Consider the following 12495-nt stretch of genomic DNA (forward strand, 5'->3'; position numbering starts at 1 on the left):
TGGCAATTTAAGCCAATTGCGCAGATAATATGCGCCCTTTTCAAAGACCCATAGCTGCGCTTGCGCAGCCTCTTTTTTTACTAATGGAGGTGAGTGACATTGAGCACACATCAACCTAAACAAATCGCAACCCTAACTATTGCGACCGAACAACCGGTACGCGAGTTTTTTGGGGCCCAAGTAGAGCAAGCTATTTATGCTAATGGCACTCATATTATAGGTTTCGGCTTTGACGGTACCGCCTGTTTCAGAAAAGGTACCCGAAACGGTCCAGATGGTCTTCGCGCAGTTTCTGAAGATATCGAAAGCTATTCGCCCTACTTAGACGCTGATTTGTTTGATTTACCTTTTGTAGATTTAGGTAATCTATCGCTAGGCGATAGTGACGATGTCGAAGCGCAATGGCAGTTCGCCACCGATCAGTTTGATGAAGCTTTTGGTGCTATCGATTTAGCCGCTAACAACGTGCGCGTGCTAACCCTAGGGGGCGAGCACTCCATCTCTTATGCGCCTATTCGTAAATATTTAGCTCAGTACCCAGATATGGTGTTATTGCATTTAGATGCTCACGCAGATTTACGCGATGGTTTTTTAGGCTATCACTATTCTCATGCATCTATCATTCGCCGTAGCTTAGATCATTTCGGCCCAGGACATCAGTTAATTCAGTACGGTATTCGCTCAGGTACGCGTGAAGAATATCAATACATGAACGAGCATGGCACGGTACGCAAGTCACGCCAAGATTTTCTAGCCAGCGTTGCTGCGATACCAGCAGATCGGCCAGTCTATTTGACCTTGGATTTAGACTATTTTGACCCGGCATTTTTACCGGGCACAGGTACACCAGAACCGGGTGGTGAAGATTTCCATTCGTACGTCAGCCTAATGAAAATTTTACGCGAGAAAAATCTGGTTGGCGCCGATGTGGTTGAGTTATCTCCAGAAATCGACCCAACGGGCAACTCAGATGTGTTCGCTGCCAAAATCGTGCGCGAGTTATTAATTATTTTAAACGAAAAAGGAGTTCGCTAATGGCTGAACCATGGAGTATTGATGACGCCGAAGAACTCTACGGTGTAAAGCGCTGGGGCGCGGGCTACTTTTCGATCGGTGCCAATGGCAACATTCAGATTGCCCCCAATCATCGCATCCCCGATGTCACCATCGATATGCAAGAAGTAGTGGATGAAATTTTAGCTGAAGGTATTCAATTACCAGCGGTTATTCGTTTTCACGACATTTTGCGCTCGCAAGTAGAGATCTTAAACGAAACCTTTGCAAAAACGATTACTGATGCCGACTACCAAGGTCGCTATGTAGGCGTGTTCCCGATTAAAGTAAACCAAATGCGCGAAGTGGTTGAAGAGATCATCGATGCCGGCGAACCCTACGATTACGGCCTTGAAGCAGGTTCAAAACCTGAATTGATGGCGGTATTGGCCTACAACGAAAACCCCAATGCGTTAACCGTGTTGAATGGCTACAAAGACGAAGATTATTTAACGCTGGCCCTACTTGGCCGTCAATTACGCCGTAAAATGATCATCGTCATTGAGAAATTCAGTGAACTAGAAATGTTGATACCGCTCGCGAAAAAGCTTGGGGTAGAACCTATGATTGGCTTGCGCAGCAAAATGATGGTGCGTAGCGCAGGTAAGTGGGCTGGCTCAAGCGGCGATCGAGCTAAATTTGGCCTAAGTATTACCGAAATCTTAAACATTGTTGAACTCCTAAAGAAAGAAGATATGCTGCATTGCGCTAAGCTGCTGCACTTTCATATCGGTAGCCAAATGTCTGATATCCGTAAGGTTAAAGAAGCGGTATCTGAAGGTGCTCGACTCTATGCCAAACTGGTACAGCTTGGAGTTCCGCTTGAGTACCTCGATATTGGTGGCGGCCTAGGTATTGATTACGACGGTACTAGCTCTACCACAGATTCATCACGTAACTATTCTACCGATGAATACGTGGCAGACGTGGTTTACGGCGTAAAGCAAATTTGTGACCTAGAGCAGGTGCCCCACCCTAACCTCGTAAGCGAGAGTGGCCGTGCCATCACAGCTCACCACAGCTGTGTGGTGACCAATATTGTTGGCGAAATTAAGAATACCGGTGCCCAGTTTGATATCAGCGCCAGCAGCAACGAACATATTTTAGTTAGTAATATGCGGGAACTGGTGAATGCGAACGACATGCACCCACAAGAACGCTACAACGATGCTGCGTCATTCAAACAAAGCGCATACGAAGCTTTTAAACTGGGTATTTTATCGCTCGAAGAGATGGCCAAGCTAGATACCATGTATTGGCGTATTCTCAGCGACATTCATCAATCGTTAGATCGCGAAAGTTTCGTATTCCAAGAACTTGAAGAGCTTGAAGATATGCTGGCAAGTCAGTATCTCTGTAACTTCTCGATTTTTCAGTCAGCCGCAGATACTTGGGCGATTGGACAAGTACTACCAATTGTTCCTATTACACGACTGAACGAAAAACCAGAAGTACGCTGCTCTATAGTTGATATCACCTGTGATAGCGATGGCAAGTTAAGCAAGTACATTGAAGGTACCGAGATTAGTGATAACATCCCGATGCATGCACTGCGTAAAAACGAGCCTTATCATGTTGGCATGTTCTTAACCGGTGCTTACCAAGACGTTATGGGCGATATGCATAACCTCTTTGGCCGCTTAACTGAAGTGCACATTTATTGTCACGATGACGAGCCAGGTGATTTCTATATTGAAGAAGTGGTACCAGGCACGGCCGCTGAAAAAGTGCTTGAAACCATGCAGTACAACACTGACTTTATGGCAAAGACTGTGAAGAAGTCGATTGATCGTGAAGTTCGTAAGGGTCACATTGCGCCACGCGAAGGTGTACGATGGACAGACTATTACGAGAAGTGTTTAGCCGGAAGCACCTACTTGAAGGTGTAATTTCCAGCAATCTGCGTATTTACTGAGCAAACGGTCCTGTTTAAGTGATTTTCTATAAAAAATCGGTTGACTCAAGACTCAAAAACTCGTTTAATACGCCCCGTTGCCCAGATAGCTCAGTCGGTAGAGCAGGGGATTGAAAATCCCCGTGTCGGTGGTTCGATTCCGCCTCTGGGCACCATTATTCCGAAAACCCCGCTAGAAATAGCGGGGTTTTTTCGTTTTAGCTCTGCTAATCTAAGCATGGAGTTAAACAACGGAGATAAAACATGAAGCTAAGATGGTTGGTCATCACGGGTCTAGTTGCAGTAGGCGGCTACTGGTATATCGCTGATCCCTTGTCCCAACCTAAACCATCTCACACCGATGAGCGTGTGGACGAGAATAATCAGCCTCATAGCAACAGCGCTAGAGCTCCCTCAGTCACACCAATAATCAGCCCTGAAAAGCCTCCTACAGCGCCCTACACTGAACCAAAGGTAAGCGAGGAAGCTGTGCCTACCAGCGTCCCCTTTGAGCAGCTAACTGAAGCTCAGCAGATGGCTTATTTAATTGAGCAGTTAGACCAACCTGGTGGGTTATCAGGAGAAGCCGCAAGTAATGCACTAAGCCTTCGTGCGTTCAATGATTTTATTGACCAACTGAGTATTGCCTCGGAAATTACAAGCAACTTTGAATATGACTTCAGAGATAGCTTTAATCAGCATTTAGACCAGCATCCTGAGTTTGTGCCTACCGCATTGGAATGTAATCGTAATGTTTGCGCAGGCGTTATTGAATACCCCGCTCACCTTGCGCAAGCCACGGAAGAGTTTACCTGGGGTATGATCTCTGCGACACCTAGGCCAGTCGCTGTGGTAAGTAGCAAAGTAAGTATTGATGGCCGCAACGAAATTCGCTTTGTCTTAAATTATGAAACGGCTACCATCAAAGCCAAGTAGAAACAGATAAAAAAAGGAAGCTCATGGAGCTTCCTTTTTGATTCGAGTTAAACCTGCGACAAACGATTAGAATTCGTAGCTGTAACTTAGGCTGAACACTCGCCCTACTTCACGTGATTGCACGGTAATACCAGACTGAGTTACATCTTGGTCTTCGCCCAATACGTTTTGTACTTTAAAGCTAACTTTAGAATTAAAGTCTGGGTAGAAGTTGTAAACCAAATCTAATGAGTGGAACGGCTGTTCGTAAGCATCACCGCGGCCACCAATACCCGCAGCCAAGATACGCTCGCCAAACACGTTATACACTAACGAGCTAGAATGATTACCATCCATCGAATCATAACCTAGCTGTAAGTTAGCAACGTATTCAGAATGACCCGTTAAGCGCTTAGTAGGATTAGTTAAGTTACCTGCTAACGCCGGATCAATCACCGCTTCTGAATCACTCCAAGTTAAGTTACCGGTGGTAAATAAGCCGTCATGTACATAGGTTAAGTCGTGTAACCACTCAAACTCAATCCCGTATACTTCAGCCGAAATACCGTTCACATAATTCAGGGTGTATTCTTCGTCACCGACACTCAAGACCGATTCGATTGGCTTATCGATATCCTTGTAGAACGCAGACACTGTGTAGTTATCGCCGTTATCAGCAAAGTACTCAAAGCGTGCATCAAAGTTGGTCATTGGGCTGCTAGCTAAACCAGCTCGGCCAATGGTCCGAATATCGGTGATAGGGTCGTAGTAGGCAACAGGCACTGTTTCACGGATATCTGGACGCACTACGGTTTCAGAAAAACCAAAGCGCAACTGATAATTATCATCACTGATGTAGGTTAATGACAAGGCAGGATAGAAATCATCTTCTAACGTGGTACCGTTTAGAATTCGCTCTTCTGAATAGAAGGTTTCGATATCGTTACGATCAAAAATCAAGCTAGAAGTAGCCAACGATACCTGTTTGAACTCTTCCCAACGCACACCACCTGCCAAACGCCAATGATTATTCAAGAACATATCAAAGGCACCGTACAAGGCATCGGTTTTTTGAACGGCTAAGTAATCATCGGCGTCCGGTGAAGTTGGTTCACGATACGACAATAAGAAGTTACTATCGTTGATACGGTCATTGGTTAGATAATCCGTGATCCCCAAAATACCATTCGGATCGTCATTTACCGTTACCCGCAAACCAGAGCCATTATCCATAGCAAAGCGGTCCGTGGTGTAATAACGAGCTTTATCAGTAAAGTCATAGCCGGCTTTAAACTCAATGTCTAAGCCCGCAAAGGTAACTGGCAATGAGAAGTTACCGCTGTAAGATTTCACTTGGTCTTGCATGCCCACGTATTGGAATACCGCACGGTTGTCATCACCGGTAACGACGGTACTCAGGTAATCGCCTTGGCCGTTAAACAAATCATCAAAGCGATAGGAAATATCCGTAGGGATATCTGTTTCTGCTTTAGATTCAGTGTACTGCCAATCAAAACCTATACCCCACCAATCTAACAGGGTGTGTTGACCACGCACTTGATCGATATCGAGGGTACGTTCTTCGTATTTAAACTCATGCTCGCGGTTGGCAATACCTGAACCATAAATAGTTTTTAAGTTACTACCGTTAGGGCTTTGCATGATGCCAAATTCAGACTCGTCTTCAGCATCGGTCAAATACAATTTGGTGTAACTAACGCTATGGGTATCTAGCTCATAGCCGACACTAAACACACCATTCAAACGCTCAGTTTCAGTTGTTTGCGTGGTTTCGCTGACGGTGTTGTAACAAGAATTAGCAACCTCTTCAGCACTGTTTAGTGTGGTAGCACAGCCAGCTTCCGCATTTTCACTTAACACTGCGTTTTTACGATCCGAAACGTTCCATTTGGTGTCGTAGGCCGCTGCTGCCAGCACGCCGATATTGCCCCCAAAGAAATCTTCTTCGAAGCTATTACCAATACTAGCTTTAATACTGTAGTTAGGGTCTAGCGATTCGTGCTGCAGACTAATGTCACGCGGTAAGGCTTGCGCCAAACCAGCATTAATAGCACGAGCTTGGTCACTAGCTGAGCCCAACTCATTGGCAACTAAACCGTCTTTGCTAATGATGTTACGTAAACTAAAGTCGCCACGATATTTGACGATAGCATCACGAATATTTTGCGGAACTCCAGCTTCGTTACGATTGTAGGTGTAACCGCTACTGGCGTTATCACTTTGCCCGATACCAACTTCGAAGCTAGCTTGAAAATCAGTCGGCAAAGATTTGGTTCGGATATCAATATTACCGCCACCAAAAGCCGCCGGCATGGATGGCGAAAACACTTTCTGCACCGCTAAGCTTTCAATGATAGTTGAAGGAATGATATCGAGTGGAATAACGTTACGGGTTAAGTCTGGGCTGGGGATACTGGCGCCATTTAAGCGAGCACTAGAGTAGCGTTCACCTAAGCCACGCACATAAACGAACTTACCATCCACTAGCGTTAAACCAGTGACCCGTCGAAGGGCTGATGCCGCGTCACTATCACCAGTACGTGATAACTGCTCAGCACCAAGGATGTCAGCCACAAAAGCTTGATTTTTACGCTCGTCCACGACCGCTGCGGCACTACCTTGTAAACGCGTTCCGGTGGTCACAACTTCTTCAATGGTGGCATCTGCTGCAGCAACCGGTTCTTGTTCTGCAGATTGGTCTTGAGCGTAGGCCTGGCTGCTTGCCAGCAAGGCAAGGCTAACCGCTACAGCTAACGGTTTAAGGGTATGTTGGGTGCTCATAATCAACTCCTGCGAGGTCTGAAGGAGGGGGCTCGTTGCGATAACAACGGCCCCCTAATCTTGGCTTAATCAGAACAGTTGATTAATCTTGCTCAGCCGCCGCTAAAGCAGCTTCAACCCACTGGTACCACTCAGAAGAAGTATCATCGCTAGATACTGCACCAATAAAGTCAACCGGCTCTAAATAGGGGTTACCCAAGCTAGATAGGTCGTTCGCTGTGACGGTAATGTCACTAGAGCTCATATCAGTAGCGAAACCATCCGCTGCAAATACTGTTGCGTTACCACCAATACGTGCGTTTTCACCACCATTGTCGAACCATTCTTGACGGCTCACGCCATTAGCGAATAAGTTGCCTGAGGTGAATTCGTTTTCAGCAACACAAGCCATCACTGAGCTGTAGAAGTTCAAGTCACCGTCAACCACGCCTTTCTCACCGTCGCCAGTAAACAAAATGCAGCGCGAGTCGTTGGTTGATACATCTTCTTTCACCAACAAGAAGTTGTACATCTGACCCAAGAAGTTATCGTCAAACTTCATCGCAATAGATGGATCGTTATCACGAGTAGATAAGCCATCGGTAGTCACCACAGTCACGTTAGCAATGGTTGGACGTGATGCTGGGGCTTGTGAGTATTCTGCTCCGGCGTTTTTCTCACCATCGGCCTCAAAACCACCGTTACCCATGAATACTTGCTCGCCATCCACGTTCACAGTACCGTGCTTAATGTATAAGAATTGGGCAGTTCCTTGCCAGCCTGAGTCGATATCCATCGAGTCATCTTGGGTGTCAGTAAAGACCACGTTTTTAACGTTAGCAGCACCACCGAAGAATTCGATACCGTCGTCATAACCTTGGTGAATATGCACAAACTCATACGATGAACCAGAGCCAACAGCGTTCAACGTTAAGGAGTTTAAGTCGTCACCATCACCACCGGCGCGTGGGCCTGAACCCGCATACCAAATTTTCACATACTTCATCGAGCCGCTATCATCAGCATTGTCGTTACCACCGTAGTAGCTCACGATACCTTCTGAAGCCACGTTACAGGTGCCTGCATCACGCTGCGCATCGGTACACTGGTTAGTAATACCATGACCATTAACGATAATACCGCCCCAATCTGCAAAGCGCGGACCATTGCCGACTACGTCGAAGCGAGTAAAGGCGTTAGCCGAAGTAAAAGTGATAGGCTTGTCGAAGGTACCGATAGCGTCTAATTTAGCACCACGAGCTACCCGTACAATGGCTTCACCGCTGGTGAAAGCTAAAGTTGCGCCTGGCTCTACTGTTACAGTCGGGCCTTCACCAATCGTGCAGCTGGTGGTGGTATCACAGTCTTCACCAACCAATAACGCACCGTCAAATACGTGCACACCGCCATCCGGTAATTCAACGAAAGTTAAGTCTTCGGTGATTTCAATGTTACGGCTAGCAAATTCAAGATTGTACTCACAATCACGGCCATCAAACGCACCTTGTACGCCGTTGTTAACCGCACAAATATTTTCTGCAGTGTTATCGCCGTTATCGTCGCCGCCACTGCCGCCACCGCTTGAGTTGTTTGAGTTGTTAACACTGTTATCGACAACGCTTGGGTTGATTTCGATATCACCGCCGCAACCAACAAGAGCCAAAGCTGATGCAATAGCAGTAACTTTGAAAAGAGTATGCAATTTCATTGTGTTCTCCCGGATAGGAACTGGTTTGGGTTATAAAAACAACGGGGCAAGAGTAATGAGGGTGAGTGACAGATTTGTGACAAAACACAATGGTCATAAAAGATTCATGGGGCTGTAACAAATCTAAAGCGGTGATTGCTGCGTTTCATTTAAGGCATTTTATGCCAATATACTTCATCTAATCTGTTTAACCCTTTTGTTTGACGATAGGAACATCATGAAACCACAACGTATTTTTATAACAGGTGGCGCCAGCGGTTTAGGTTATGCCCTAGCGCTTATCTGCGCCAAAGGTGGCTGGCGGGTTTGTATTGCTGACCGAGATGTCGAGCGTGGTGAAGCTGTGCTTGGCAGCCTCCAAAAAATTCAGCCACAAACCATTTTCATGCCCTGCGATGTCACCCAATTTGACGACTTGAACGCAGCAGCCACTAAGCTGCAAGAAATTTGGGGCGGCGTCGATGTGGTCGTTAATAACGCGGGAGTAGCGCAAGTCGGCAGTATCAGTGATACCCCGCTGAGCGATTGGCAATGGATTATGGATATTAATTTGATGGGAGTGGTACGAGGCTGCAAAGTTTTCACCCCACTGTTCCAGCAGCAAGGCCACGGCCACTTTATTAATGTCGCCTCGATGGCTGGTTTGCTTGATGTGCCTAATATGTCCGCTTATAACGCCAGTAAAGCAGCTGTGGTGAGCCTTAGTGAAACTCTGCAGAACGAATTAAAGCCACACAATATTGCGGTAACCGTGGTTTGCCCGAGTTTTTTTCGCACCAATTTGGGCCAAGGCATGCGCTCAACCATTACCGGCATGCAAAGCAAATTAGATAAGCTGATGGCTGGCAGTAAATTAAACGCAGCAGATATCGCCCGACAAATCATGCGCGCCCTCGATAAGAAAAAATCTCATGTACTGCCCCACCGGCAGGGTCGTATCGCTTGGTACGCCAAACGATGGTTACCCCGCACTTGGTATCAAAGACTGATACATTCACAAAAGAAATGATCGCAATACACAATCATATTCTTGATTAATACGGTCTGACCAGTCTACTCTGTTGTTGTTAACTAACCAACAACAACTGGGTAGATTATGACCACCACCAACTCTTTTATAGATGGCTTACAAATGCCGCCGCTAAGCGGCAAAGCAGCAAGCCTCATCGACACCAATGCGCAACAATTTTTAGTGCAATTGGTGCGTAAATTCAGACCACAACTCCAGCAAGTTCTTGCCCATCGCCAGCAGCGCCAAGCGGTGATTGATGGCGGCCAATTGCCTGACTTTGATGCTAACACCGCTGCTATTCGTGAAGGCGACTGGCGTATTGCCGAACTGCCGAAAGATTTAACCAAGCGCCGTTTAGAGATTACCGGGCCGGTCGATCGCAAGATGGTCATCAATGCACTTAACGCTAATGTTGATTGCTACATGGCCGATTTTGAAGACTCACAATCACCCACGTGGGACGGTGTGCTGCAAGGTCAGGTGAATTTATACGATGCCAATCGTCAGGACATCGACTACAGAGATCCAACGAGCGGTAAGCACTATCAACTCGCTGATAACCCTGCCCTTCTCATTGCCCGAGTGCGCGGTTTACATCTACCAGAAAAACACGTGATGGTAGATAACGAGGTGATTCCTGGCGGCTTGTTTGATTTTGCTTTGTATTTTTACTTGAACTATCAAACCCGCACCAGCCAAGGTTCTGGCGTCTACTATTATGTCCCTAAGCTTGAGCATGCTGAAGAAGCCCAATGGTGGGCGGATGTATTTAGCTTTACCGAAGATTATTTTAAGCAACCACGCAGTACCATCAGAGCCACCATCCTCATCGAGACTTTACCGGCCGTCTTCCAGATGGATGAGATTCTGTACGCCATGCGCGAACACATTGCAGCACTTAACTGCGGCCGTTGGGATTACATTTTCAGCTACATCAAAACCCTTAAAAATCATCCTGATCGAGTGCTTCCAGATCGCCAAGTCGTGACCATGAACCAGCCTTTCTTGAACGCTTACTCACGCCTACTTGTAAAGACCTGTCATCGCCGCGGTGCTCTGGCGATGGGCGGAATGGCAGCCTTTATTCCGAGTAAAGATGCCACGGAAAACGCCGCTATTCTGGCTAAAGTCAAAGCCGATAAGGAACTCGAACGTAGCAATGGCCACGATGGTACTTGGATTGCTCACCCGGGTCTTGCTGATACCGTACGCGAAGTCTTTGTGGATGGCTTAGAAGGCGTGAATCAATTAGCTGTATTGCGTGAGCAAGATGCTCCTATCACCGCCGCTGAGCTGCTTGCTCCAAGCCCAGGCGAACGCACCGAAGCTGGGATGCGCACTAATATCCGAGTGGCGTTGCAATACATCGCCGCATGGATTTCCGGAAAAGGCTGTGTGCCGATTTATGGCTTGATGGAAGACGCCGCTACGGCAGAAATTTCTCGCACCTCCATTTGGCAATGGATCAAGCACGGTAAAACGCTCGATAACGGTGCCGTAGTCACCACGGCTCTGTTCCAACAATACTTAACAGAAGAAGCCCAAGTGGTGCGCCAAGAAGTTGGCGAAGAGCGCTGGCAGCAAGAGCATTTTGAACGCGCCACAGCACTACTTGAAGAGATTACCACAGCCCCAGAATTGGTTGAGTTTTTAACTCTACCTGGCTACCAACTGATTGATTAATTCAAATAATAAACCTTAACTTAAACAGGACAACCGACATGACTACTGCATCAGTTCAACAAGCCGAAATGGCTAAACAAATACAGCAAGATTGGGATACTAACCCACGTTGGCAGGGCGTAGAACGCACCTACAGCGCTCTCGACGTGGTGCGTTTACGCGGCAGCGTGCAACCTGAATGTACTTTTGCTCGTAACGGTGCCGACAAACTATGGCGCTTAGTTAACGGTGCCGCTCAAGAGAAGTTTGGCAAAAACTACGTGAACGCTCTTGGCGCCCTAACCGGCGGTCAGGCGGTTCAACAGGTTAAAGCTGGCCTGCAAGCGATTTACCTCTCTGGTTGGCAAGTTGCTGCTGACAATAACAGCAGCCTCAGCATGTACCCAGACCAGTCCTTGTACCCGGTCGATTCAGTACCTACGGTGGTAGAGCGAATTAATAATAGCTTTGCACGCGCGGACCAGATCCAGTGGTCAAAAGGAATTGGGCCAGAGCAAGAAGGCTACATTGATTATTTTGCGCCGATTGTTGCTGATGCAGAAGCTGGGTTTGGTGGCGTTTTGAATGCCTATGAGCTGATGCAAGCGATGATTCGTGCCGGTGCCGCTGGGGTGCACTTTGAAGACCAATTAGCCTCGGTGAAAAAATGTGGTCACATGGGCGGTAAAGTTCTGGTGCCCACGCAAGAGGCTGTCCAGAAACTGATTGCGGCACGCTTAGCAGCCGATGTGGCTGGCGTACCCACACTGATTCTAGCTCGTACAGATGCCAATGCGGCCGACTTATTAACCTCTGATGTGGATGCCAACGACCTACCTTTCTGCACTGGTGAGCGCACTGCAGAAGGTTTCTATCGAGTCAATGCTGGTATTGATCAAGCGATTTCACGCGGCCTAGCCTACGCTCCGTATGCTGATTTGCTCTGGTGCGAAACAGCTAAACCCGATCTAGACGAGGCACGTAAATTTGCTGAGGCTATCCATGCTAAGTACCCTGGCAAGTTGCTGGCCTATAACTGCTCACCTAGCTTTAACTGGAAACGCAACCTAGACGATACCACCATTGCTAAGTTCCAACGTGAACTAGCGGCAATGGGTTACAAGTTCCAGTTCATCACTCTGGCTGGCGTGCACAACATGTGGTACCACATGTTCGAACTAGCCTACGACTATGCTCGTAACGATATGTCTGCTTATGTGAAGCTACAACAACAAGAGTTTGCTGCGGCCGACAGAGGTTACACCTTTGTTGCCCATCAACAAGAAGTTGGCACCGGTTACTTTGATGAAGTGACCAATGTCATTCAAGGTGGTCAGTCTTCAGTAACTGCATTAACCGGTTCTACCGAAGAAGAGCAGTTCAAAAAACCAGCGTAAGCTGGTGTTTACAACTACCACCTAAGAATTACTCCAAAAAATAGTGAGTATAAGCCGCGCGGTCTAAGCCCCA

Annotated in this window: 8 protein-coding genes and 1 tRNA gene; 7 read left to right on the top strand and 2 right to left on the bottom strand. The window is 47.1% G+C overall.

All coding sequences use genetic code 11. The annotated features are described in order from the left end of the window. Positions 1–93 precede the first annotated feature (93 nt). The 4 genes from speB to ACQ661_RS08805 all read left to right on the top strand — a co-directional run bounded on the left by speB (position 94) and on the right by ACQ661_RS08805 (position 3883). The gene (gene speB / locus ACQ661_RS08790; RefSeq protein ID WP_369742588.1) at positions 94–1035 is read left to right on the top strand and encodes an agmatinase; all 942 of its coding nucleotides are present in this window, start codon (positions 94–96) and stop codon (positions 1033–1035) included. Then, positions 1035–2942: a biosynthetic arginine decarboxylase gene (gene speA / locus ACQ661_RS08795; RefSeq protein WP_110076144.1), complete on the top strand. Its 1908-nt coding sequence runs from the start codon at positions 1035–1037 to the stop codon at positions 2940–2942. Before speB ends, speA begins: the two co-directional genes overlap by 1 nt. A 105-nt stretch (positions 2943–3047) precedes the next feature. Continuing rightward, positions 3048–3123: transfer RNA gene (locus ACQ661_RS08800), tRNA-Phe, on the top strand. 88 nt (positions 3124–3211) lie between these two features. Continuing rightward, the gene (locus ACQ661_RS08805) at positions 3212–3883 is read left to right on the top strand and encodes a hypothetical protein (RefSeq protein WP_110076143.1); all 672 of its coding nucleotides are present in this window, start codon (positions 3212–3214) and stop codon (positions 3881–3883) included. Between the two features lie 66 nt (positions 3884–3949). Here ACQ661_RS08805 and ACQ661_RS08810 read toward each other — a convergent pair whose 3' ends face one another. Together ACQ661_RS08810 and ACQ661_RS08815 are read right to left on the bottom strand one after the other, a co-directional pair. Then, entirely contained in the window at positions 3950–6664 is a 2715-nt protein-coding gene (locus tag ACQ661_RS08810) for a TonB-dependent receptor domain-containing protein (protein WP_431668175.1), read from the bottom strand. A gap of 82 nt (positions 6665–6746) precedes the next feature. After that, on the bottom strand, positions 6747–8351 hold the full coding sequence (locus tag ACQ661_RS08815) for a hypothetical protein (protein WP_110076141.1): 1605 nt from the start codon (positions 8349–8351) through the stop codon (positions 6747–6749). Positions 8352–8568: 217 nt separating this feature from the next. Between ACQ661_RS08815 and ACQ661_RS08820 the strand changes: the two genes are divergently transcribed. From ACQ661_RS08820 to aceA, 3 genes are all read left to right on the top strand, one after another. Beyond that, a complete protein-coding gene (locus tag ACQ661_RS08820) occupies positions 8569–9360 on the top strand; it encodes an SDR family oxidoreductase (protein WP_431668176.1) in 792 nt (263 codons plus the stop codon). Positions 9361–9483: 123 nt separating this feature from the next. Then, positions 9484–11046 carry a malate synthase A gene (aceB, locus tag ACQ661_RS08825; RefSeq protein WP_228759475.1) on the top strand — a complete coding sequence of 521 codons (1563 nt, stop codon included), beginning with the start codon at positions 9484–9486 and terminating at the stop codon, positions 11044–11046. A gap of 38 nt (positions 11047–11084) precedes the next feature. Beyond that, entirely contained in the window at positions 11085–12422 is a 1338-nt protein-coding gene (gene aceA / locus ACQ661_RS08830) for an isocitrate lyase (RefSeq protein WP_431668177.1), read from the top strand. Positions 12423–12495 lie beyond the last annotated feature (73 nt).

The organism is Pseudidiomarina sp. WS423 (genome assembly GCF_050750165.1).
Classification (GTDB): Bacteria; Pseudomonadota; Gammaproteobacteria; order Enterobacterales; family Alteromonadaceae; genus Pseudidiomarina; species Pseudidiomarina fusca.

Coding starts and splice junctions, on each gene's coding strand:
- ACQ661_RS08820 (WP_431668176.1), top strand. CDS start 8,569: ATGAAACCACAACGTATTTTTATAACAGGTGGCGCCAGCGGTTTAGGT.
- ACQ661_RS08805 (WP_110076143.1), top strand. CDS start 3,212: ATGAAGCTAAGATGGTTGGTCATCACGGGTCTAGTTGCAGTAGGCGGC.
- ACQ661_RS08815 (WP_110076141.1), bottom strand. CDS start 8,351: ATGAAATTGCATACTCTTTTCAAAGTTACTGCTATTGCATCAGCTTTG.
- aceB (WP_228759475.1), top strand. CDS start 9,484: ATGCCGCCGCTAAGCGGCAAAGCAGCAAGCCTCATCGACACCAATGCG.
- speA (WP_110076144.1), top strand. CDS start 1,035: ATGGCTGAACCATGGAGTATTGATGACGCCGAAGAACTCTACGGTGTA.
- aceA (WP_431668177.1), top strand. CDS start 11,085: ATGACTACTGCATCAGTTCAACAAGCCGAAATGGCTAAACAAATACAG.
- ACQ661_RS08810 (WP_431668175.1), bottom strand. CDS start 6,664: ATGAGCACCCAACATACCCTTAAACCGTTAGCTGTAGCGGTTAGCCTT.